We start from the raw sequence: 21,617 nt of genomic DNA on the forward strand, positions 1-21,617 counted from the left end.
GGCGGATTCGGCCCTCGGCCGTCGTGCCTCTGTTGTACAGAACCGCCAGGTCGCTCTTGCCGTCAGCGGTGAAGTCGCCGCCCACGGGGGCGCTGCGCTCCCAGTTCCAGCTGCCGGTGAAGTAGCGGCTCGGGTAACGGCAGCCCGTCGGCAACGGGTACGGCTGGATAACGAAGCGCCCCATGGACCTGGTTCACGCCAGGGCCATGGGGCGTTGTCGTGGGATGAGGGCGACAAGGGGTGCGAGGAGTGCGGTTCTACCACCCGCCGTACGACGGGTTTCGCACATCGCGGTCCTCCGGGGGCCGGTCCGCACCGGCCCCCGGAGGACTCGTGGGTTACCGCGCCGCGTAGCCGAAGCGGGTGCCGGTGGCGGGGAGGCCGCCCTGGCCGGGCCGGTAGGAGGTGACCGCGGCGACCGCGCCGCCGGCGGTCACGTTGGACATCGGCAGGGCGTGCACGGCGCCGGTGCTCGGGCCGTACGGCATGCCGACGTACAGGTGGGTGCCGGTGAAGTGGATGCTGCGGCCCAGGTACTGGTTGGCGCCCGGGGTGCCGGGGATGCCGTCGCCGTCGCCCGGCTCCAGCCACCTGTCGTTGGCATCGGGCGCGCCCAGGAGCGAGAAGGTCTGGACCGCACCCGCGTTCGCCGTCGTGCCGACGGCCTCGTTCGGGACGCCGACGGCCAGTTTCATCGTCGCCGTGGTGCTCACCGTGCGCGGCGCGGTGTTCACGGCTGTCAGGGTCGATCCGAAACGGTCGCCTGCCTCGGAGGTGCCGGACACGTCGTCGGTGGCGCTGCCCGACGAGAGTCCGTTGAGCTGGCTGTACGCGCCCGAGGCGGTGACACGGAAGGTGAGGACGTTGCCCGTGTCGGCCTGGTTGGCGCCGTCGACGGTCAAGTCCTCACCCGGCGAACCGATCGCGAGGATCGACTCGTTGGCGGTCGCCGCGCCCGACGGGCGGTACGGAGCCAGGGCCAGGGACTTGCCGAACTCGTCACCGGCCTCGGCGCCGCCGGAGACCGTGTCCAGGTCCTGGTCGAGGCCGAACCGCGGGGTGGGGCGGCCCTCGGAGTTCAGCGTGTGGCTGAAGACCGCCAGGTTGCCGGCGTCCGCGTTGGCTCCGATGGCCTCACCGGGAGCGCCGACGGCGACGTGGTTGGCGTCGGCCGCGACGGTGCTGCCGAAGCCGTCGTTCGCCTCCACGCCACCCGGCACGCCCGTGGCGTCCTGGTGGGTGACGATGTTGGTGGAGCCGTGCACGTACACGGCCATGCCCGCCTTGGCGGCGCCGCTGAGGCCCTCGCCGGGGACGCCGATCACCGCGAACGGCTCACCGGCCGCGCTGGTACCGGCGGCGACGGCGTGGCCCATGCGGTCGCCCGCCTCGGGGGCCGAGACGGCCAGGGAGCCGTTGCCTGCGCCCTGCTCGAAGTGGGTGGCCTTCGTCGCACCCGTGCCGAGGCCGCCCGCCGCGCCGTACAGGATGTCAGCGAAACCGGCGTCCGTGACACTGCCCGCGTCCTCGGCGGGGGTGCCGACAACCAGATCGGTGCACCCGTCCTCGTTGTAGTCGACGGTGTCGATGGCCTCGCCGAACCAGTCGCTCGCCTCGGAGCCGCCCGGCACCCAGTCGAGGTCCTGGTTGATCTCGGCGGTGCCCTTGCCGCCGCCGTACACGACCCGGACGACACCGGCGCCGGCGTCGCCGCCGACACTCGCCGCGGGGTCGGCGATGGCGATGTCCTCGACGCCGTCGCAGTTGAAGTCGGTGACGCGGTTCGCGCCGACCTTGGAGTTCACCCAGGAGGCCAGGTCGTCGATGCGGGCGGTGATGCCGCCGGTGTCGGTCACGGTCTCGTCGATGCCGAAGCAACCGCCTTGGTAGGACTGGCTGTTGAGGGCGGCCAGCTGGTGGGTGCCGTTCGCCACGCGGACCACGGGGCCGCCGGTGTCACCCATGCAGGCGGCCGCGCCGTCCTTGCCGGTGACCGTGGCCGTGGTGGCGGCGGACGCGTCCACCGAGAACGCCCCGGTGTGCAGCTTCAGCGGCGCCCACTCGGTCTTGGTACGCCCGTACCCGGCGAACCTCAGCTCCTCGCCCGCGGTGGGCGCGGTCGTGGCCAGGGCGACGGGGGCGACGTTGGTGACCGGTCGGTTCAGGCGTGCCAGGACCACATCGCGGTCGCTGCGCGGGACGAGCTCCACGACCTCGCGCACGGCACCGTCGGTGCCGGTCAGGTCGGAGCGGCCGATGGTCGCGGTCGTCTTCAGCGCCGGCTTGCCGGCGGGCACCGCGAGACTGGCGGCCGGGTCGTCGGCGAAACAGCTGGCGGCGGTGAGCAGCCACTCCCGGTCGACCAGGACGCCGGAGCAGCCGCGGGCGTGGTCACCGATGATCAGCTGCGCGGTGTAGGCGTGGGTGGTGTCACCGGAGGCGACCTCGGGGCCGGTCACCGCGGCGGCGGGCGCGGCGGTCAGCGCAACGGATCCCGCGATCAGGGATGAGGCCAGTGCGGCATAGCGCACGGGTCTGGTGTGTCGCATGAGTTCAGTTCCTTGAAGGCAGAGCGGACAACGGGCTGGAGCGGGGCGCTACTTGGAGGTCCTGATCTCCACGAGCATGTGCTCACGGCCCTGTTCGTCCGCGCTCTCGCCCACCGCGGTCCAGGTGTTCTTGATGATGTCGAAGGACTTCTCTTCGGCGCCGACGGTCATGTCGACCTCAGTGTCGTAGTCGTTGCCCTTGACGGCGTAGACGGCAGGGATTTCCAGCGTCAGCCAGCCCGAGTTGCCGACGACCCGGAAGCAGATCGTCTCCGCCTTCTCGCGGGCCATGACCTCGATCAGGCCGGTGCCGCTCGCGCAGTCGGCCAGCGTGATGTGGCCGTCGCCGCGCTTGAGGACGATGTTCTGCTCCGTCAGGATCTTGTCCGCCTGCGGGTAGTTGAAGTCCTCGACCGCATAGCCGGGGTCGCCGTCCGCGACAACCGTGGCAGTGCCGGTCTGCGGGTGGGACCCGCCGGGGCCGCCGGCCGCCAGCGCGACCCACGCGAGAGCTCCGACGGTCGCCGCGCCCAGTGTGCGCGCTATGAATCTCTTCCGCTGCGGCTTCGCCGCAACTGTCATGCGTGCCTTCATCACTTTCCTAAATTTACTTTCGATCGATGCCCGTAATGTGACTCAAGACAGGCGCGAAGGCGTCTGCAAGAAGGCGTCCGCAATTCGCATGGAACCCCCCACTCCCGAGCAGCGGAAATAACCAGTCCACGACTGTTTCGTCGCGTCACCCCCGCGAAGACAGAGACCCTCCACGAGCCCGGGGAGCCGCTTCATCTTCCTTATGCCATCTCGCATCTCCGGCTTTGTCCAGCCCCTCCAACGCCCATAAAACGGACGGCAGTTGAACCACTCATCGTGACGCTCATCACACTCGTAAAAGGTTGTACGAGCCTCCATAAGGAAACCGTAACGAAGGTTTGCATTCCGCTTCCGGTAAAGCTGTTCTTTGCCTCTACTTTTACCGTGGCGAGTTGATAGGGTCGCCGTCGTTCAGTGGCGTATATCCATGCCGAATCCTGCCCGCCCGACTTCGGCGGAACTCATCCCATTTCTCATGCGAGGAAATCCCCTTATGCAGAAAACGTTCTGGAGCAGACGCCGCGCGCTCGGTGCGCTCGCCGCCGCGACCGCCGTCGCGGCCACCCCTTCGGTCCTGGTACCGGCCACCGCCACTGCCGCCGAAGCCGCCGCGCCCGAACCGGTGCTGCTGCCGGACACCGAGCGCGCCAAGGCCGTCCGCGCGTGGCTGACCGGTGGCAAGGGCGTCAAGGCCGCTGCCGCCACGGCCCTCTCCGGGACCGACACCGAGATCGAGACCTTCCTCGCCGAGACGCTGCCGCAGCAGACCGTGCAGGACAACCGGGTCGCGATCGTCCGCAGCCTGGACCGTGCGGGCAAGGGCCTGCGCCGCGAGGCCGTCGCCGCCCTGGACAACGGCGACGAAGCGATAGCCGGCTTCCTCTCGGAGGGCTTCGCCCCCGCCATGCGGGAGGACTTCCGGGTCGCCACCAGCATCGTCGCGTCCACCGGCGGCAAGGCCGTGATGCGCAAGGCCAGCGCCGCCCTCGACGCCGGCACCGAGCAGGCCCTCGTCGCCTTTCTTGCCGACGAGCAGTACGACGCGCGGCTGGAGGACACCCGGGTCCAGGTCAGCGCCATGCTGATGGCCGGCGGCCCGGAGGTGCGGAAGTACGCGGACCGCGCGCTCAGCGGCACCGCGAACGACATCGAGTGGTTCATGGAGACCGGCCAGCACATCGCGCGCGCCCGCGACCAGGAGTCGGCGACCATCGAGGAGCTGGTGGCCCTCGTCGAGCGCGAGGGCAAGCGCGCCGAGCGCGAGACGAACCTGGCTGTCGAGGCCGGGGCCCGCGCCGAGACCGCCGCCACCAAGGCCAAGGAGGCCGCCGAGAAGGCTGCCGCCGAGGCCGCCGCCGCCAAGAGCGACGTGCAGAAGTCAGGGGCCGCGGCCCGCAAGGCCGCGAGTGCGGCGAAGGGCGCGGCCGACGCCGCCCGCAACGCCGTCAACGCCTCCAACGCCGCCGTGAAGGCCTCCCACCGCGCCTCCTGGGCCGCCGCAGGCGCCGCCCAGGCCGCCGCGAAGGCCGGCAACGCCGCCGCCCGCGCCTACAACGCCGCGATCGCCGCGTCCAAGGACGCCGGCATGGCGAAGGGCGCCAAGGACGCCGCGGTGGCCGCCCGCAACGCCGCCGCGAAGGCCCGCAGCGCCGCCGCCGCTGCCGCCAAGGCGGCCCTCGCCGGCGACGCGGCCTCGGCCGCCGGCCTGGCCGCCGCCTCCGCCGCCCGCAACTCGGCCGCCGCCGCGACCGCCGCAGCCCAGGCCGCCGTCTCCGCCGGTGCCGCCCAGGCGGAGGCCAACGAGGCCAAGCGCCAGGCCGCCATCGCCACCAGCGCCGCCAACCGCGCCACCAACGCCGCCTCCGCCGCCCAGGCACTGGCGACCGCCGCCGCCAGGGCGGCCCGCACCGCCCGCGACGCCGCCAACTCCGCCGCCGACCACGCCGACAAGGCCGCGGACGCCGCTGAGGAGGCCGTGAAGTACGCGGGTCAGGCCGTCGACTACGCCAACAAGTCGACCGCCCACGCCGAGGCCGCCGTGAAGGCCGCCAACATCGCCACCCAGGCCGTCAGCGACGCCATCGAGGTGGAGAAGAACGCCCGCGCCGCCGAGGCGCAGACCCTGGAGCAGGACAAGCAGCAGGCCATCGAGGAGGCCCAGCAGCTCGCCGCCATCGAGCAGGCCGAGCTCTCCGACGTCCGCGAGAAGCGGCTGATGGCTGAGCGCACCACCCAGGGGACCAAGGACCTCATCTCCAAGGCGGAAGAGGCCCTGTACTCCGGCGACATGTCGGTTGCCGCGACCCTGGGCAGGCAGGCCGCGGTCGCCCTGATCGACGCCCGCGGGGCCAACACCCGGCAGGCCGCCCAGCATGCCCTCGCCGGCTCCGACGACGACGTCTACGCCTGGATCGACCTCGACCGGGCCCTCGCCCAGACGCAGGACGACCGCGAGACCACCCTCCACGTGGCGACGATCGCCGGTCCGAAGGTCGCCGCGGCCGCCGCGGCCGCGCTGGAGAGCACCGAGTCCAAGGCCGTCGGCGACTTCCTCACCGGCGGCATGAAGCGTGCCTCGGACGAGGACCTGCGCGTCGCCATCAGCAAGATCCTCGGCGACAATCCCGGCAAGGCCGTCAAGGAGGCCGGTAACAAGGCGCTCGACGAGAACACCACCGAGTCCCTCAACGACTTCTTCGACCATCACTACCCGCTGGCCATCAAGGAGGACGACCAGGTCCGGGCCGTCGAGTTGATCAACACCGCGGGCGCCTTCACCAAGGCCTACGCGGAGGTCGCGCTCGAAGGACCGGCGTGGATGCTGCGCCACTTCATCACCGTGATCCAGTACCGCACGGCCCAGCTCGACTTCGAGACTGCCACCCACGTCGCCGCCGTCCGCGGGGCCATCGCCGCCGCCGCCAAGATCGCGGAGAAGGCTCAGGAGGACGCGGCCCTCGCCTCGAAGGCCGCCGCCGACGCTCGCAAAGCCGCCGCCGAGGCCCAGAAGTGGGCGGACAAGGCGCTCGACTCTGCCGCCAAGGCCGACGACTACGCCCAGCAGGCGCGGGACAACGCCGACGCCGCCGACAAGTCGGCCGCCGCCGCCCAGGCCTCCGCCACCAAGGCGAAGAACGCCGCCGCCACCGCCCGCGGCGCCGCCCGCTCCGCCAACTACTCGGCCAACAAGGCCGTCGACTCGGCGCGCGCGGCCCTCGCCTCTTCCGCCGAGGCCCAGCGCTCCGCCGCCGCGGCCCGCGCCGCCGAGCTCGCCGCCTCCGCCGACGCGAAGGCCGCCGCCATCGCGTACGCCCAGGCCAAGCAGATCGCCGCCGACAAGAAGCGGGCCGAGGAGATCGCGAGGGCCAAGGCGGCCGCTCTCAAGGCCCAGGAGGACCGCGACGCCCAGCGGGACCCGGCCAACAACGACAAGAACAACAAGGTCAACCCGAACGGCACCGCGGACGGCGACGCCGACGAGTGGTGGAACGACGCCCAGTTCTACGCGGACGCCGCCAACGTGGTCAGCATCGGCGCCGGATTCCTGGCGGCCGGCTGCGCCTTGGCAGCCTTCGTCTTCCCGCCGGCCCTCGCCGTGGCCGGCTTCTTCGCCGGCGTCTCCGCGGGCGCGGGCGCCATCGGCACCCTCTTCACGGGCATCGAGCACGGCTTCACCAGCGGCGCCTTCTGGGAGTCCGCCGCCGGCACCGGCCTGAGTCTGGTCACCTTCGGCGCCTACAAGTGGGTCGGCGCCGCCGACAAGGCGCTCGGCGGCGGCCTCGTCAAGCCCGTCGTCAGCAAGATCACAGACACCGGCGAGGACCTGGTCTCCGGCATCACGAAGGGCCTCAGCGACATCTGGGGCCTGGCGGCCTGATCCCGCCCGTCTCTCCCGGGGGCGCCGCAATCAGCCGGCGCCCCCTGTCCCCCTCTTCTCATGGAAGGTCCTGCCCCCGTGCATGGAATACCTGGCGGGCGCGCCACAAGGAGACGCGCCCGCTCGACGGTCCTGACCGTCCTCACCGCCCTGACCCTCGTCCTCACGACAGCCGCGACGAGCCAGGCGGCCGAGCCGCCCGCGACGGCGAAGGCCTCGTCCACCACCAAGTCCGCAGCGCCCAGCGCGGAGACCACCGAGACCAGCAAGTTCGCGGCCGGCTCCGGTGAGGACTGCACCGCCACCGCGCCGGGCTCCAAGGAGCGCCGCGCGGGTGCCGTCGAGTCCTGTGTGACGGTCACCCCCGCCCCCGCGAAGGCGAAGACCCGCGCGGCCGCCGCCGCTCCTGCCGCCTCCGCAGCAGCAGCCGCCGCGGGAAGCTGCGACATCACCAGCCCCGGCAACTACAACTACGAGCGCTTCTCGTACTGCGTGAACGGCATCAACGTCACCTACATCCTCCGCGACAGCAAGGGCGTGGAGATCGGACGCGGCGTCCTGGAGGTCTCCACCGGCGGTGACCTCTCGCCGACGGCCACGACCTGGAGCGAGCAGGTCTCCGTCACCATGACCAGCGCCGTCGGCGATGTCACCGCGCTGAACGCCAAGCTCCGCGCCTCGTGCGACGCCGGCTGCACGGCCACCAAGACCGCCCCCTGGTACGGCGGCAACATCACCCTCGGCCAGACTCTCACCGGCAACGTCACCTACTCCTCGCCCCAGACGACGGGCTCCTCCGCCTCCTTCTACACGGCCTACGCGATGTACGTGACGTCCCCGGGCGCGACGGCGACCGACCCGAACGCGTCGTGGAAGAACTCGCGTCAGATCAGGTGCGACAACGCGGTCGGCGGCACTTCGGTGGCGGGCTGTGCGGTTCCGTCGGTCATGCCCGAGCTGTTGATGAGCACGCAGGGATCGGATCGGGGCGGCGCGGTGGCGGCGTATCTGTGGGCCCAGAAGAACCTCACCGACCGCTGGGGGCTCAACGCCGCGCTGACCCGGTCGACCGGCGGCGTAGACGTCCGTACGAGCAGCACCTGTGGAAGCGGGGCGTCGGAGCCGTTCGCGGACGCGAGCGACCTCATACCGACCGACACCTGTGCCCAGTTCCCCTTCGCGGAGACGAAGGAAGGCGGAAGGGACGGTGCTGAGTGCGCCGAGCTCATTCCTTACTACGGCAACGGCGGATGGGTCATCCACGAGCTCAACGGCGGTTCGAGCCTCGACACCTCCCAGCGATGTGTGCGCGCCCATGTCGCCGCCGTCGACAAGCAGTTCGCGGTCAGCCAGCTCGCCGACGGCTTCGCGGGCCAGCGGGTCATCGACGCCGACCAGTTCAAGCTGACGTTCACGGCGTCGCTCGACGGCTCGCACGCGGAGTGCCTGGGGATCTCGCCGGAGGGTGCGCGTCCGGCCGGCAACGGCTGGATCAAGAACACGGTCGAACCGGTTCCGCACGTCAACAAGACCGACCAGACGAGCGCGGCCGGCTACCGGGCGTCCACGGCGACCGTCTGCCTGGGCACGCAGCCAGGGCCTGGCAGTACCGCCGGGGGTGACATCACCGGCTGGGCGGACGCAGCCGCATACCGCACCAAGAACAATCTCACCGAGGGGCTTTCCCGGTGTCACTTGATCGCCAACGTTCTCGGCGGAAGGATCTCGCAGAACCTCGTCCCCTGCTGGCAGGCTGGCATGAACACCGGTGCGGACAGCATGTGGGATGAGGGCGAGCAGAAGGTCTGGGCCGAGCTGAACGACGACACGTTCAGCGACGACGACGCGATCCTCTACCAGGTGACTCCGACGTATCTGAGCTCCGGCAGCACGATTCCGGTGGGCGTTACGATGAGTGCCAAGATCCAGCGCGCGGACGGTTCCGTGGAGCAGCTGTTCCCCGACGTCTACGTCGCCAACACCCAGACCGGCGGGCAGCACAACCTCGGGAACTGATCGCGCCCGCCGCCTCTGTTCGCGCCTTCGGGAGTCAGGATGAGTTTCACCACCCCGCCGCGGCCGATCGACGTGACCGCACTCTTCCCTCAACTGGCCCCGCTGGCGCGGACGGCGACCCGGCTGCACCCGCGGCCCGGGTCGCCGACCGTGCACGACAGCTCCGTCGGCGGGCCGCTGCTCTGGCCCGCCGACGAGCCGTGGCCGCACTGCGAAGAACTGCACGAGAAGGGCGCGACGTCCGTGGTGCTCTCTCCGGACGACGTCCGTGTCCTTCGCCGCAATCGGGCGGCCATCACCAGCCGACGGCACCTCGGCCGCCCGGCGTCCCTGCCCACGCCCGACGAACTGGCGGCCTCGAAGCGGATCCGCCAGGGCCGCCCCTGGCCCGAGGGCCCGATCCCTCTCCTCCCCGTCGCCCAGCTGTACGCCCGCGACGTCCCTCTCCCGGTCAGCCCGCCCGGGGCCGATCTCCTCCAGGTCCTGTGGTGCCCCTTCGACCACCCGACCCACCCCCGCACCGCTCTCCGCTGGCGCTCCGCCGCCACCGTCACCGTCACCGACGACCTCGACTCACCGCCCGAGCCGGCCGGGATCAAGTCCCAGGACTATCTCCCGGAGCCGTCCCTGCTCGCACCCGAGCAGGTCACGGAGTACCCCCACTTCATGGAACTGGACGAGGAGCTGCGCCGGCAGCTGGCCGACCCGAGCCGGTGGGGCGTTTCCGGTTCCACCGACCCGCAGGAGTTCTACCGGAATGAGCTGACCACGGCCCCCGGCTGGAAGACCGGCGGCTGGTCCCGCTGGGGCCTCTCCGACCCCATGCCCCGCCGCTGCCCGGAGTGTGGCACCGAGGCGCTCCCGCTCCTCACCATCGCCACCTTCGAATGGGACGCTGGCAGCGCCGGCTGGGCCCCCGTGGAGGAGCGGACGAACCCGACGCCACTCCTCCGCGGCACCCCGCCCGCGAACTTCACCATGACGGTCATCGCCCGCGGCTACGACCTCCAGCTCCACGCCTGCCCGGTCTCCCCGGACCATCCGCACATCGAGCTGGTCCAGTGACCAGCACGCCAGGAGCCGGCAGGAGCTTCACCACCCCGCCGCGGCCGATCGACGTGACCGCACTCTTCCCTCAACTGGCCCCGCTGGCGCGGACGGCGACCCGTCCACCAGTGGCGCGGACAGCTGCGACGAGTTCCCGATGGCCGACACCAGGGAGGGCGGCCAGGACGGCAACATGTGCGCCGAACTGACCCCTCAGGTCGTGAACAACGTGTGGTCCGCGCCCGCGACCGGGGCCGACCGCCCGACCACCGGCACCGAGACCTGTCTGCGGCTACACATCACCCAGCGCGCCAACAGCTCCGCGGGCGGCGTCCGGCTCCCTTCGCAAGTACCAGCGCCTGCTGACGGACGACCCATTCCGTATCGAGTTCACCGCCTGAACCAGACACCATGAACGGGGCTCCCCGCGGTGCGGCTGCGGGAACCCTGGCGGACACGATCCGGCAGACGGTGCCGGTCACAGGATGGAGGCAGAACGTGACGGCAGCCGCGCTCGACTGGGCGGGGGACCAGATGTGCGTCACCTTGACCCGGGACCTGGACCCCGCCGAGGTGTTCACCCGCTACGGCGCCGACCCAGCCCGCTCCCGGTTACTCGATGCGGACGCCGCAGCCAGCCTGACCACGGGTCAATTCGCCGCCGGAACGGTGTCGCTCCTACGCTCCGGAAGGCTCGGCGAGTGGACGTTCTGCGTCGAGGAGGACGGCGTCATCGGCTCCTGGCCCGAACTCCTCGCCGTACTGTCCCGCGGCACCGAGACCTATAGCGTCCTGTCCACCGAGGGGCTTGCCGTCTTCCAGCACTGGCGCGACGGCGAGTGCTGGGAGAACTTCGAACCCGGCCTGGAACACCCCCAGCCCGGACATCCCAGCCCCTGGTGGGACAGAGTCCAGGAAGCCCTAACTGGGCATGGGGACTCCGGAATGGCCCCCGTGGTCGCCCTCGTCCTCGACCACCTCGGCCTCACCTTGGACGACGCCACCCTGGCCGCCCCCTGGCCCACCCTGACCCTGGCCGAGGACGACGCCCCGTCCGCACCGCGCGGTGATTCCTACGCGGGCGAGGGCCCGGTCCCGCCGGGCGCCATCGAAATCTTGTAGGCACACGTCCGGGCGTCCTGCGACGCTAATGCTCTGGCCGGGAAGGTTCGCCGGGTTGGCAATTGGAACGGTCGGATGAGCGGTGACGTCCGTTCCGACCGCTGGAGGTGTGGTGGCTGAGCCTGTGCGGGTGCGCAGACTGACCGACCAGGAGGGGCAGAAGCTGCAGTAGGTCGTGCGCCGGGGATTCACGTCGCTGTGGCCGAGGCCGTCCGGAGCGACCTCGCAGCCCGCGTGTGCATCATCCGGCCGCTCTGCCCCGACCACCGCACCGGCACCCACCCAAAGGCGGTCTCGGACCGGGCGGTGTGGTGGTACCCGCGCAGGGCCCCTGCGAGCGAACCGCTGTGCTGACGGCCGCCCGGCGGATCCGTGCGGGCCTCAGGACATGCTGCCCCGGCACACCGTCCCCGCGGCCGGGGTGCGGCCCGTGCGGAGGTATGTGTCGACCGCCTCCGTGACGCAGCGGTTCTGCGGGTATGTGCCGTGGCCCTCCTCCTCGGCCGTCAGGAGCACGCCGACACCGTCGCCCAGGGCGCGGGCCATGTGGCGGGCGCCGGGATATGGCGTAGTCGGGTCGCCGGTGCCGCCGACCACCAGGACGGGGGCCGCGCCGTCGGCGTTCACCTGGGGCGTGGCGCGCTCGCCGTCGAACGGCCAGTCGTAACAGAGGTAGACGCCGGTGGACCAGGCCGCGCCGAAGACCGGTGAGGCGGCTTTGATGCGGGCCTCGTCCCTGTCGAGGCGTTCGGAGCCAGGGCGCAGGCTGGAGTCCGCGCAGGTGATCGCGGTTCGGGCGACGCGGCTGTTGTCGCGCGGGGTCGGCGCGCGGTCGGCGGAGCCGGAGTCGTCCGCGCCCTTGCTCAGCGGACCGCCGTCGTTGTGGTCGATCAGCGCGGTGAGGGCCTTGGCGAGCGGCGACCAGCCGTCTGTGCCGAGGTCGAGATGGTCGCCGACGGTGTCCGCGAGGTCGTCGGCGTCGAGGTTCCTTCCGCCGCCGGCCGGGGCGGGCTTCTTCTCCAGGCGGTCGGCCAGGCGCGCCATGCGCCGCGCGGCCTCCTCGGGCCCATCGCCGGTCGGGCAGTGGCGGATACGGGCCGCGCAGTGCGCAGCGAACCGGTCGAACGCCGCCTGGACCGCCTTGACCTGCGACACCTGCGCCTCGTTGAGGTCCTCGGTCGGATCGACGGGCGCTTCGAGGACGAGCCGTCCGACGTGCGAGGGGTACAGGTGGGCGTAGACCGCGCCGAGCGTCGTTCCGTACGAGACGCCGAAGTAGTGCAGCCGCTCGTCGCCGAGGAGGTAGCGCATCAGGTCGAGGTCGCGCGCGGTGTGCGAGGTGCCGATGTACGGGAGGAGCGCCCCGGAGTGCTCGGCGCAGGCGTCGGCCCCGTCGTAGCCGGTGTCGTCCGCGGTCTTCCCGCAGCGCACGGGGATGGTCGCGCCAACGCCGCGCGGGTCGAAGGAGACCAGGTCGTAGCGGTCGAGGAGCGGCTTGTACTGGTTGAGGTATTCGGGCAACCGGCTCATGCCGGACTCGCCGGGGCCGCCGAAGTTGAGGACGAGTGAGCCGATGCGCCGGGCGTTCGGGCCGGTGGCCTTGCGGCGGATCAGGGCGACTTCGATCGTCCTGCCATCTGGTTTCCGGTAGTCGAGGGGGGTCTTCATGGTGGCGCAGTCGTAGCCCGTGCGCGCGGTGGGCGGCGAGGTGCAGCGGGACCAGTGCAGGCGCTGGCCGGTGGTGAGCGCGGTGGGCAGACCGGCGGGCGGGTTGCTCGCGGTGAACTCCGTACGCGGCTCCGCACTCCGGCCGTCGGGAGCGTCGCGCTGGAGCCAGGCGCCGACGGCCCCGATCGCGGCGAGGACGACCCCGGCGATGATCAGCGCACCGGCCGAGAGGCCCGGTCTGCGGCTTCGTATCGGATGTGCGTCACTCATCGAAATCCCCGCGCTCCCGCCCCTGGACGCCCGCCCCGTGCCCGCATGCCCGTGTCCGTGATCGTCCGATCGTCGAATGAGTGCAGAGTACAAGCCGTCTCTGACAGCAACTCAGCTCCCTGGCGTCACGGATCCCCAACTCGGTGGACGTATGCGGTCACAGCACTAACCACTGACATCGAACGGGCGAATGGGACAACCGAGGAGCTGTTCCCCAACGTCTATGGAGTTGGGGGCAGCCTCGCCGCATTCCAGGTCAGCAGCAACGCACCCCTCCGCGCGCCCGCAGCACAGGCTGTCACTAGGGTTCAAGGACAGTCGAAGGGTTAACGATGCCGGACAAATCCTCGCCACTGTGGTGGCTCTTCGCAGCGCTCAGCGCGGCCCTCTTCCTCGCCCTGATCTTCCCGGCCATGGTCAACGGGCGCCAGAAGGCCTTCGTGGCGTGCGGCCCGGTAATGGGACTCCTGGTGGCCCTCGCCTACAGTGCCGTCTACGACTGGTCCCCGGCCGAACTGCTTCCCGTCTACTGCGCCATGTGCCTGGCCTTGGCCCTGGGCCTCGTGGGCCACCGGAAGGCGATGCGCACGTTCATGACCTGGAAGCAGGAGAACCCCGGCAAGCCCGACGACGAAGGACCGGATGGCCCCTGGGTCCTCCAGATGGCCTTCACCATCCCCGTCTTCCTCGGCGCCGCGTTCTGGTACATCGGCAACTACTGAGCTTGATCGCCCACCGCAAGCCCTCAAGCGTTGCCCGAACTTCCTTCCGGAAGAAGGAACGGACGTTCTTCCCCGCGGAGTTGGGGGCGGGCTCGTCGGGGTGCGGGGCGCCGAAGCCGAACTGGAGGTGGACATCGGTTCCTGCGCGGCGCTCGGTGCCGACTTCGGCAGCTGGATCGGAGACTGGGCGGGCAACATCCGCTGGGACAGCATCAAGGGCCGCGAGGACGCGGGTGCGGTGCTGCTGGCTGCGTACTGCACCTACGAGGACACTCGTCCCTTCATCGGCTTCAGCAACGAGGGCAAGTGCGGTCCTGGCCCTGTCCGCTCTCCTGACCTCATGAGGGTGGTGGGCCCGGGCTCCGGGCCCACCACCCTTCCCCCGCACAAGAACTGATGAAAGGGCACGACATGCTCCCGAAGGACCGGATCCGGGCACTCCTACTGGAACACGACGATCCCCGCCACCTGGAACGCCCCGCGGACTTCGACCGGGAGACCTCGCGGAACTGTTTCGCCCGACTGGTAAGCGCTCTTGAGGAACGTTTCGGGCCGTCTTGCTCAAGTGGCCTGGGCCAGGACGCCAGTTTCTACGGTGTCATCACTGTCCCAGCGGACGCGACGGGCCTCGGTCGGCCGCTCTGGGTCCTGATGAGCAACTTCGGCAGTTACTTCGTCACCGCGGAAGTGGTGGTCGGTGTGGGTGCCCCCAGCGAAGAGGCATGCCCGCCCGAGGAGTTCGTGACGTGGCTCGACGGCGTCTGTACGGCCATGGGGTGCACCTTCGTCCCGACCGAGCTGCTTCGTGAGCTGTACGACGGGCCGTCGGTCCTGGCGGCGGCAGAGGACGTGGAGCTGGCGGCGGTGCTCATAGCCGCAGGCGAGGCCGAGGCTGAGGAGGACGACGACGAGCTGGGAAAGTCGGACTGGTCCGAGCGCTACTTCGAGTACATGTGAGACACCTGAGGCTCCGGCAGTCACTGGTGATGCGGCCTGCGGCAGCCTTCGCTCTCACTCCGTCCACGTCCCGGCGGGCGATCGGCATGACGGGAGGTGAGGATCGCGCTCACGGGATTGTCGACGGCATGTACGAAACCAGGATCAGCGGGTCCGTACCACAGGGTTGGACTTCGTCTGGCACAAGCGCCGCTGGTGGTGCCGGGAGCCGGAGTGCACCAGGAAGTCGTTCGCCTTCAGGAGTGCGCAGATGCCCGCACCCGGAATTCCGCGCGGCGGGGTTTCCGGGTGCGGGCACACGCTGCTGTACGCGGACGGAGTCGTGCCCCAACTCGGCATAGCCCCCTCGGCGCACGCCCTAGCTCGTGAGATCGAGGGCCTTGGGTGACGAAGGGTTGGTCTCGGTCACGGTCGGGCGCTCGTAGCGGCTGGGGAAGGGGAAGTAGGTTTCGAGGAAATGGTGGAGTTTCTCGGTGATGCGTTGTTGCTGGTCGGCGGGGGTGTTGACGTCGTTGAGGCAGAAGAAGTCGAAGCGGCGGGCCTGTAGCAGTTCGGCCATCTTCTCGGTGGCGTCGGGCTTGGCGACGTCGATGTACCGGAGCTTGTAGCCGGCGGGGACGGCTCGGCCGGTCAGGTAGGCGTGGTGGTGGTGCATGGTGGCGCCCATGGCGATGTCGGTGACGGAGCGGAAGCGGGAGCGGCTGGTGCGCTGGACGCTCTCGGCGTAGCGCTGCTCGATCTCCCGCATCACGGATCGGATCTGGGGGTGCGGGGTGTGCATGAACTTGTTGACGATGAAGCGGCCGTGTTCCTTCTGGAGGAGGGAGCGGACGTTCTTCCCCGCGGAATTGGGGGCGGGCTCGTCGGGGTGCGGAGCGCCGAGGCCGAACTGGAAGGAGGAGAAGGGGAGCTTGGCGATGCCGTTGCCGTGGAAGAAGTGGCCCGCGGTGACAGGGCCTCCGAGGAAGACGTCGTCGTTGAAGTAGAGGTAGTGCTCGGACAGACCGTCGATGTGGTGGAGCTGGGTGCCGAGGGCGTGGGAGTTGAAGACCGGCAGGGCGTCGGGGTTGGTGAAGATCTCCTTGTGGTCGACGACCCTGATGCCAAGGGCGGAAGTGTCGAGCCAGGTGGGGGTCTGGCTGTCAGTGACGATGTAGACGTTCCGAATGAACGGGGCGTACATCTCCAGCGAGCGGAGTGAGTACTTCAGTTCGTCGTGGCTCGTGTACCGGGAGGCGCCGGTCTCGCGGGCGTGGATGCGCCTGACGGCGGTGGAACCGGTGCGGTGCGCCTCGCGCTTGGCGGCCAGCTCGGGATCGTCGCCGTCGACCCAGGTGTAGACGACGTCGACGGGGAAGTCGACGGTTTCGATGGTGGGTTGGAACAGGTCGCGGAACGTGGAGTGGGGGCGGCCGGCTATCTCACGGGTGGCAGGTATTCGGGCGTCGGCGGGTACGGCCTCGGCGATGGCGTTGGGGCGGGGCGCGACGAGGGCGCCGGGCAGGGCGGCGTCGGGCGTCTGGGTGCGCAGGGTCGTCAGGCGCTCGGCGGCTCGTTCGGCCTTGGCCGGGTCCTCGTCGGCGGCTTCCCGGGCGGCGAGCAGAGCGTCGCCGTCCTGCCAGAACTCGACGTCGCAGCCCTGGGAGAAACCCGAGAGGACCTGCCCGGCCGGACCCAGTTGGAGCTCGGCGAAGCGGATCACGCTCTGGCGCTTGAGGGCCGTGGGCAGGGAGCCGTCGGCGTACAGGACGGCGGAGGCAGGCCAGAGATCGTTGCCGGGCTTGACGGCGTAGAGGGGAGCCGTCGGGTAGAGGGCGCGCAGCGCGGTCAGGAACGCTTTGCGGTCGGCCAGGCGGACGCCGACCACGTGGCGCAGCACGGAGCGGCCGGGGACCAGAAAGTAGTCCAGCCCGGCGTGGTCCAAGGCGTCGGTGACGAGGTGCAGGTTGCGGGCGCGTGCGGCCTCAGCGGTGTACGAGCTGACCGTGCGGCCGTAGTACGTGCGGCCCTCGGCGGTGATTGCGGCGACGACCGGGTCGGCGGCGAGCATGGCCGCCCGCAGGGCCGCGATCTTCTCCTCCTTGGCCCGCTGGGTCTTGGCCTCGCACTGAGCTCTCTCGGCGGCCTCGGCCTGGCGTTGCTCCTCTTCGCGGCGTTCGCGGATGCGGCGGGGGAGGAGGCGCTCGGTGGCGGCGGATAAGGAGGTAAGCATCGCGGTATCCAGTTCTCTCCGGCCGAGGGGGGCGTGGACCGGCGGTGTGAGGTTGGAGGCAGACCTCATTGCTCAGGTGGGGTGGGCGGTCTGCAAAGGGAAAAGCAGGGATCGAAAGAGAAGCCTGGGAGGCGGAGAGGCAGACGAGTCAGACGAGTCAGACGTGAGCCTCGGTCCAGGAAAGGACCTTTTCCGGCATTCCGGGGATGGCCGACAGGGCGCCGCCGTGGGCGGAGCTGTCCTCCAGGCGCTCCGCCGCCGCACTTGTCGCCGCGCTCCATGAGGGCGCACCGACCACCAGCGCGGCCACGGCCGGCACAGATGTCCACAGTCTTCTCACAGGCTCACGCCTCTCCAATCCGATGTGGGCAGGCGTGACGGGTGGCCCTCACTGGGGACAGGGAGCCTATGAACCACCTGCGGGGCCACAGTGAAGGAAGTGTGAACTTGAGGTCATGACTCCGTCAAGAAGACTTTGGGCGGAAAGTATGAATTTGCCTTTCAAATTCCCGAAAATGGTCAATCGAATTCCTTATTGCATTTTGGAGTCATCTCTCCTCCGCAAAATGGACACGTACGTGACGTGAAGTGGTCAACCTCCTCTCCTCCACGCCGTCCAGTGCCTCCCCAATCCGGTGATGCCGAGCCGAATCGGCCGAGCCCCGACAACTTCCATGGCGGGCTGGGGACATGGACGTCACCGAACAGGGCGGCAAGGGCGAGGGTCCGGCCCAGAAGGTCAGGGTCCGCGTGTCCATGCCCGCGGGCCTCGTCGCCGCGGTGAAGGCACGGGGTGGGGGCGCGCGGGTTCTCGGCGTACGTCAGCGCGGCGGTGGAGCGGCAGATTCAGCGTGATCTGCTCGAAGAGCTGCTCCAGGAGAAGGAGGCGGAGATGGGCTCGCCCGCCTCCGAGATCCAGGAGAACGCTGCGGAGGTCTTCCGCGAGAGGGCGGAGGGGCATCCCGCCATCGATGACGGTACCGTTTCTTGTACCACTGCCTAGGAGGTGCGGTTTCATGTCCATCACCGCCAGCGAGGCTCGTCGTCGGCTGTTTCCGCTGATCGAAGAGGTCAACAGCGACCAGAGCGCCGTAGAGATCGTCTCCAAGAACGGCAGTGCGTACCTCGTCGCAGCCGAGGAATACGAAGCCCTCCGGGAGACCGCATACCTGTTGCGCTCTCCCGCGAACGCGCGCCGTCTGCTGCGCTCCTACCAGAACGCCCTGGACGGCGAATACGAGAGCCGCGAACTCATCCGTGACGATGCCGGCAAGGACCGCCCGTGAAGCTCGCCTTCACCCCGCAGGGATGGGAGGACTACGTCCACTGGCAGACCGCCGACCGGAAGACCCTCAAGCGCGTCAACCGCCTCATCGACGACACGCTCCGCGACCCTTACGACGGCATCGGCAAGCCCGAGGCACTCAAGCACGCGCTGGCGGGGGTCTGGTCCAGACGCATCACCGACGAACACCGCTTGGTCTACGTCCCCTGGGACGACGAAGTGATCGTGGTCCAGGCCCGCTACCGCTACGGATGACTGCAGGAACTCGCGGCCCGTGGCATTCAGCGACGCACTGATCTGCTTCGATGTCTCCTGTCTCACGAGCCGACAGGCAAGATCAGTCTCACTTTGATGTCAGATACTCGACATCCGACTCGCACCTGACGAGCCTGGCCCTTATCCCGTTGACGTCACGCAGCGTCCTCTGCCGGCTCGGGAACGAGGCTGATCTCGTGGTCCTTCTCCCGGTGATAGACGACCGTGATGGACGCTTCCAGCCCACGGGAGATCTTCTCCAGCAGGGCGGGGGTCGGGTGCGCGCCCGACCCCTCGATGATCGACACCTTGGCCTGAGTGATGCCGCAGCGGGAGGCCGCCTCCGACTGGGAGTAACCCAGCTCCTTACGCCGGTCGTAGAAGATCTGGGCAAGATCACCCTGAAGCCTGTAGGCCCTCTGAGCCTTGAGCCGCTCGGCGACCTCCTCGCTCTGCTCCTTCAGTCGGCGGGCCCGCAGCGCCTTGTACCTCATGTGTCCGGCCATCACGCGTCCCCTTCCCGCTCGTAGTCCTCATGCGCCGGTCCGCGTTCTGCTTCGCAGACCTTCTTGGCGTCTCTCGCCCGTTGCACCTGGGTGTCTTCACGCCGCTGGGTCTTATAGAACCAGGTCAGCAGCACAACGGACCGCCGATCCGTAAGCCAGTAGGTAAGCCGTACGTGACCGGTACCGAGGGTGAAACGCAGCTCACGAACGCCGTCTCCGAGGTACTTGGACTTCGGCTCACCCAGCGTCAGAGGGCTCTCCGCCAGCTCCCCGGCCTTCTGGTCGACCTTCAGGAAGTGTTCCAGCGGGAGGGTGTCCCGTCGATTGACTTCCGCTCCCCGGGCTTGAGCCCGGGGAGCGGAAGTCAAGAATGACCCTCAGTCGCCCTTCGGGAACGTCACCTCCACGCGGCGGTTTTTGCGGCGGCCCTGTTCTGAGGTGTTGTCGGCGATGGGGTAGTCCTCGCTGTAGCCGCGTACCTCGAAGGTGACGTCGGGGCCGAGGCCGGCGGCTGCCAGTTCGTCGTGGACCACCTCGGCGCGGTTCTTGGAGAGGGTCACTCCGTGGGCGTACGAGCCGAGGTTGTCGGTGAAGCCGAAGACGCGGACCTTCGTGGCGTTCTGGGCCTTGATCTCCTCCGCGATCGCCTGGATACGTGACCGGGCGTCGGGGTTCAGTTTCGAGCTGTCCTTGGGGAACAGCACCTCCGCCTGCAGCGCGAACGTCACGTCCTCGTTCGTGTCCTCGCGGCGTTCCTCGCCCCCGAGGTCCTCGACCACCGACTTGATGTCCAGCACCCGTGCGGGCGCGAGCGTCGCGCCGTCGGCGAGCCTCAGGCCGGGGCTGTTGGCGTCCACCTCCGGTGGTTGGGAGGTGGTGACGCTGCCCGGGGGTTCGCTGGGGTCGCCTTCGTCGGCGTACACGGGGGTCAGAGGGGTCATGAAGACGAGGGCGGTGAGGGCCGTGGCGGTGATCGCCGTGGCGCGGAGGGGGGAGGGGAGGGGCATGGTTACTCGCCCTCGGAGAGTTCGAAGGAGGCGGGCGGCATGGAGCCGACCTGGAAGGAGACCTTGGTCGTGCCTTCGGGCGGGGCGGGGAACTGGGCGTACCAGTCAGCGGATTCGCCCTGTCGAAGAGCCCCGCTGAACCTGGTGCACAGACACCGTCCTTCGGTATCGCGAAGGATGAGGTACTTCTTCTTGCCTTCCTGATCGACGAGGCTCGCCCCCGCGACGGACCCGCCGTTCTTTGCAAGCTCGCGCTCGTCGCCGCGCCAGTCGGCCGCCACCCACGACCCGCTGCTGCCGTTCGTCACCGTGCCCTCGACGGTTACGAATCCCCCGTCGTCACGTGTGGCAGAGGTGACCTTTAGCGTGATGCCGTTGCCCGTGGCCTCGGCGAGCACCTGGTCCGGCTCAGCCGCTTCGGACTCCTTGCCCTGGTCGTTGCCCTTGTCGTTGTTCTCGGCCGGGGCGGACGAGGCCGCCTTGTCGGGCTGGTCGTCATCACCGCCCCCACCGCAACCGGCCACCGTGAGGACCAGCCCAGTTGTGATCGCCACCGCGGTCAGCACCGTGCGGCCCTTCATGGTGTGCCGAAGATTCATCGGTTCGGCTTCCTTTCACTCGACCAGATACACAGAGAACAGCACGGACGCGTCGGGAAGGTCGTCCAAAACGAAATCTTCGGGGTCGATCTCGATGATTTGGTCACCGCAGTCGAGCTGTACGAGGTCCAGGGGGTCGTCGGGCGCATCGAAGTCACAGCGCGGTTCGATGACGGCCGTGGCCTGGGCCGTCGCCTCCTGCGTTTCCGTGCCCGGGATGATCGAGTCCCCGACCGTGTAGTTCGTCTGGATCTCCACCTCGTATCCGCGGAAGCCGTTGACCTCTACGAGCTGGGCACCGCCCTGGAGGGCCGAGTCGTTCGCGGCGGCCAGTTGTTGGGCCGCGGCGGTGGCTCCGACACCCGTTGCTTCATCAGGGTTGAGCCAGTCCAGCCAGTTGTCGTCCACGCCGATGGCGCCTTCCAGGCCCTCCATCAGTTCGTCCCGATCCGCCTGTGCAGCCGCCAACGCAGCAGCGTCCGCCGCGGATTGAGCTCCATTCCGCGCGGACGCTGCCTGGGCGAACACGAAAAGTGCGACCGCGGCGAAGAGCAGAATCCCCGTCAACCAGATGTAGATCGGGAGAGTCTGCCCCCGGTCGCCGAAGTGTCGCCGGGCCGTCAGCCTCCGATGACGTCGTTCACGGCGTCGAAAATCGCCTGCGAGATGAGCCCGTCCAAGCCCAGACCGTCGATCAGCGTGAAAATCCCGGCGATCAGGATCATCAGCCCCGCATACTCCACGAACCCCGCCCCGCGATCCCGCTCGCTCCCCCGCATCCGGGAGACAACAGTCCGCCTCCACGTCCCGAGCCCGCGCCTGACGCCGTGCATCGACACCTTCGCCACCATGGCCGCTGTCCTCCCACCCAACAACACCACTACCGTCCCGCGCACCGTACGTGACACCCCGCCCACTCCGAGTGGGCCCA

At 69.5% G+C, this 21,617-nt stretch carries 22 protein-coding genes and 1 pseudogene; 12 read left to right on the forward strand and 11 right to left on the reverse strand.

Annotated elements, in window-relative coordinates:
- Positions 1-338: 338 nt before the first annotated feature.
- Together OP79_RS26710 and OP79_RS26715 are read right to left on the reverse strand one after the other, a co-directional pair.
- Entirely contained in the window at positions 339-2,549 is a 2,211-nt protein-coding gene (locus tag OP79_RS26710; protein WP_033323606.1) for a S1 family peptidase, read from the reverse strand.
- A gap of 48 nt (positions 2,550-2,597) precedes the next feature.
- Entirely contained in the window at positions 2,598-3,131 is a 534-nt protein-coding gene (locus tag OP79_RS26715) for a hypothetical protein (RefSeq protein WP_033323772.1), read from the reverse strand.
- Positions 3,132-3,636: 505 nt separating this feature from the next.
- On the opposite strand from OP79_RS26715, the gene OP79_RS58075 reads away from it, so the two are divergent.
- From OP79_RS58075 to OP79_RS26740, 6 genes and pseudogenes are all read left to right on the forward strand, one after another.
- Positions 3,637-7,020: an ALF repeat-containing protein gene (locus OP79_RS58075; protein ID WP_033323608.1), complete on the forward strand. Its 3,384-nt coding sequence runs from the start codon at positions 3,637-3,639 to the stop codon at positions 7,018-7,020.
- 78 nt (positions 7,021-7,098) lie between these two features.
- Entirely contained in the window at positions 7,099-9,036 is a 1,938-nt protein-coding gene (locus tag OP79_RS26725; protein ID WP_245685457.1) for a DNA/RNA non-specific endonuclease, read from the forward strand.
- A gap of 39 nt (positions 9,037-9,075) precedes the next feature.
- Positions 9,076-10,101: a hypothetical protein gene (locus tag OP79_RS26730; RefSeq protein ID WP_033323611.1), complete on the forward strand. Its 1,026-nt coding sequence runs from the start codon at positions 9,076-9,078 to the stop codon at positions 10,099-10,101.
- Positions 10,076-10,219, forward strand: a pseudogene (locus OP79_RS58600) (hypothetical protein); the annotation flags it as partial. The gene OP79_RS26730 and the pseudogene OP79_RS58600, both read left to right, overlap by 26 nt.
- A gap of 21 nt (positions 10,220-10,240) precedes the next feature.
- Positions 10,241-10,498, forward strand: coding sequence for a hypothetical protein (locus OP79_RS26735; protein WP_033323612.1), 258 nt, complete (start codon positions 10,241-10,243; stop codon positions 10,496-10,498).
- A gap of 83 nt (positions 10,499-10,581) precedes the next feature.
- Positions 10,582-11,205, forward strand: coding sequence for a DUF6461 domain-containing protein (locus OP79_RS26740; RefSeq protein WP_281193243.1), 624 nt, complete (start codon positions 10,582-10,584; stop codon positions 11,203-11,205).
- 381 nt (positions 11,206-11,586) lie between these two features.
- On the opposite strand, the gene OP79_RS26745 is transcribed toward OP79_RS26740, so the two are convergent.
- Positions 11,587-13,143, reverse strand: coding sequence for an alpha/beta hydrolase (locus OP79_RS26745; protein WP_033323614.1), 1,557 nt, complete (start codon positions 13,141-13,143; stop codon positions 11,587-11,589).
- Between the two features lie 332 nt (positions 13,144-13,475).
- On the opposite strand from OP79_RS26745, the gene OP79_RS26750 reads away from it, so the two are divergent.
- The 3 genes from OP79_RS26750 (at position 13,476) to OP79_RS50570 (ending at position 14,822) form a co-directional block, all read left to right on the forward strand.
- Positions 13,476-13,865 carry a hypothetical protein gene (locus OP79_RS26750; RefSeq protein WP_033323616.1) on the forward strand — a complete coding sequence of 130 codons (390 nt, stop codon included), beginning with the start codon at positions 13,476-13,478 and terminating at the stop codon, positions 13,863-13,865.
- Positions 13,866-13,965: 100 nt separating this feature from the next.
- Positions 13,966-14,262: a hypothetical protein gene (locus OP79_RS26755; RefSeq protein ID WP_033323618.1), complete on the forward strand. Its 297-nt coding sequence runs from the start codon at positions 13,966-13,968 to the stop codon at positions 14,260-14,262.
- A gap of 14 nt (positions 14,263-14,276) precedes the next feature.
- Positions 14,277-14,822 (forward strand): hypothetical protein, encoded by a 546-nt coding sequence (locus OP79_RS50570; RefSeq protein ID WP_051744945.1) that lies wholly within the window; start codon positions 14,277-14,279, stop codon positions 14,820-14,822.
- 358 nt (positions 14,823-15,180) lie between these two features.
- Here OP79_RS50570 and OP79_RS26770 read toward each other — a convergent pair whose 3' ends face one another.
- Both OP79_RS26770 and OP79_RS55380 read right to left on the reverse strand, forming a co-directional pair.
- Entirely contained in the window at positions 15,181-17,034 is a 1,854-nt protein-coding gene (locus OP79_RS26770; RefSeq protein WP_051744946.1) for a stealth family protein, read from the reverse strand.
- Positions 17,035-17,191: 157 nt separating this feature from the next.
- A complete protein-coding gene (locus tag OP79_RS55380; RefSeq protein WP_169786217.1) occupies positions 17,192-17,344 on the reverse strand; it encodes a hypothetical protein in 153 nt (50 codons plus the stop codon).
- A 483-nt stretch (positions 17,345-17,827) separates the two neighbouring features.
- Here OP79_RS55380 and OP79_RS26775 point away from each other — a divergent pair, with 483 nt between their 5' ends.
- The 3 genes from OP79_RS26775 to OP79_RS26785 are packed head-to-tail and all read left to right on the forward strand — an operon-like array spanning position 17,828 to position 18,574.
- Positions 17,828-18,037 (forward strand): hypothetical protein, encoded by a 210-nt coding sequence (locus tag OP79_RS26775; protein ID WP_033323620.1) that lies wholly within the window; start codon positions 17,828-17,830, stop codon positions 18,035-18,037.
- A gap of 13 nt (positions 18,038-18,050) precedes the next feature.
- The gene (locus OP79_RS26780) at positions 18,051-18,320 is read left to right on the forward strand and encodes a type II toxin-antitoxin system Phd/YefM family antitoxin (RefSeq protein WP_033323623.1); all 270 of its coding nucleotides are present in this window, start codon (positions 18,051-18,053) and stop codon (positions 18,318-18,320) included.
- A complete protein-coding gene (locus tag OP79_RS26785) occupies positions 18,317-18,574 on the forward strand; it encodes a Txe/YoeB family addiction module toxin (protein ID WP_033323625.1) in 258 nt (85 codons plus the stop codon). Before OP79_RS26780 ends, OP79_RS26785 begins: the two co-directional genes overlap by 4 nt.
- A 155-nt stretch (positions 18,575-18,729) precedes the next feature.
- Here OP79_RS26785 and OP79_RS26790 read toward each other — a convergent pair whose 3' ends face one another.
- The 6 genes from OP79_RS26790 to OP79_RS26815 all read right to left on the reverse strand — a co-directional run bounded on the left by OP79_RS26790 (position 18,730) and on the right by OP79_RS26815 (position 21,537).
- The gene (locus tag OP79_RS26790; RefSeq protein ID WP_051744947.1) at positions 18,730-19,080 is read right to left on the reverse strand and encodes a helix-turn-helix domain-containing protein; all 351 of its coding nucleotides are present in this window, start codon (positions 19,078-19,080) and stop codon (positions 18,730-18,732) included.
- Positions 19,080-19,448, reverse strand: coding sequence for a type II toxin-antitoxin system RelE/ParE family toxin (locus OP79_RS26795; RefSeq protein WP_051744948.1), 369 nt, complete (start codon positions 19,446-19,448; stop codon positions 19,080-19,082). The genes OP79_RS26790 and OP79_RS26795 overlap by 1 nt, the downstream gene beginning before the upstream one ends.
- A 9-nt stretch (positions 19,449-19,457) precedes the next feature.
- On the reverse strand, positions 19,458-20,021 hold the full coding sequence (locus OP79_RS26800; RefSeq protein ID WP_425428614.1) for an OmpA family protein: 564 nt from the start codon (positions 20,019-20,021) through the stop codon (positions 19,458-19,460).
- 68 nt (positions 20,022-20,089) lie between these two features.
- A complete protein-coding gene (locus OP79_RS26805) occupies positions 20,090-20,686 on the reverse strand; it encodes a hypothetical protein (protein ID WP_033323629.1) in 597 nt (198 codons plus the stop codon).
- Between the two features lie 15 nt (positions 20,687-20,701).
- Positions 20,702-21,253, reverse strand: coding sequence for a pilus assembly protein TadG-related protein (locus OP79_RS26810; protein WP_245685458.1), 552 nt, complete (start codon positions 21,251-21,253; stop codon positions 20,702-20,704).
- A 53-nt stretch (positions 21,254-21,306) separates the two neighbouring features.
- Complete coding sequence (locus OP79_RS26815) at positions 21,307-21,537, reverse strand: hypothetical protein (RefSeq protein ID WP_245685459.1); 231 nt, start codon at positions 21,535-21,537, stop codon at positions 21,307-21,309.
- Positions 21,538-21,617 lie beyond the last annotated feature (80 nt).

The organism is Streptomyces yerevanensis, assembly GCF_000716805.1.
Lineage (GTDB): Bacteria > Actinomycetota > Actinomycetes > Streptomycetales > Streptomycetaceae > Streptomyces > Streptomyces flaveus.

Excerpts from the sequence above, each read along its gene's own strand:
- OP79_RS26735 (WP_033323612.1), top strand. The coding sequence starts at position 10,241 with ATGGCCGACACCAGGGAGGGCGGCCAGGACGGCAACATGTGCGCCGAA.
- OP79_RS26805 (WP_033323629.1), bottom strand. The coding sequence starts at position 20,686 with ATGAATCTTCGGCACACCATGAAGGGCCGCACGGTGCTGACCGCGGTG.
- OP79_RS26715 (WP_033323772.1), bottom strand. The coding sequence starts at position 3,131 with ATGACAGTTGCGGCGAAGCCGCAGCGGAAGAGATTCATAGCGCGCACA.
- OP79_RS26750 (WP_033323616.1), top strand. The coding sequence starts at position 13,476 with ATGCCGGACAAATCCTCGCCACTGTGGTGGCTCTTCGCAGCGCTCAGC.
- OP79_RS58075 (WP_033323608.1), top strand. The coding sequence starts at position 3,637 with ATGCAGAAAACGTTCTGGAGCAGACGCCGCGCGCTCGGTGCGCTCGCC.
- OP79_RS26710 (WP_033323606.1), bottom strand. The coding sequence starts at position 2,549 with ATGCGACACACCAGACCCGTGCGCTATGCCGCACTGGCCTCATCCCTG.
- OP79_RS26770 (WP_051744946.1), bottom strand. The coding sequence starts at position 17,034 with ATGCTTACCTCCTTATCCGCCGCCACCGAGCGCCTCCTCCCCCGCCGC.
- OP79_RS26745 (WP_033323614.1), bottom strand. The coding sequence starts at position 13,143 with ATGAGTGACGCACATCCGATACGAAGCCGCAGACCGGGCCTCTCGGCC.
- OP79_RS50570 (WP_051744945.1), top strand. The coding sequence starts at position 14,277 with ATGCTCCCGAAGGACCGGATCCGGGCACTCCTACTGGAACACGACGAT.
- OP79_RS26815 (WP_245685459.1), bottom strand. The coding sequence starts at position 21,537 with ATGGTGGCGAAGGTGTCGATGCACGGCGTCAGGCGCGGGCTCGGGACG.
- OP79_RS26800 (WP_425428614.1), bottom strand. The coding sequence starts at position 20,021 with ATGACCCCTCTGACCCCCGTGTACGCCGACGAAGGCGACCCCAGCGAA.
- OP79_RS26730 (WP_033323611.1), top strand. The coding sequence starts at position 9,076 with ATGAGTTTCACCACCCCGCCGCGGCCGATCGACGTGACCGCACTCTTC.
- OP79_RS26790 (WP_051744947.1), bottom strand. The coding sequence starts at position 19,080 with ATGGCCGGACACATGAGGTACAAGGCGCTGCGGGCCCGCCGACTGAAG.
- OP79_RS26780 (WP_033323623.1), top strand. The coding sequence starts at position 18,051 with ATGTCCATCACCGCCAGCGAGGCTCGTCGTCGGCTGTTTCCGCTGATC.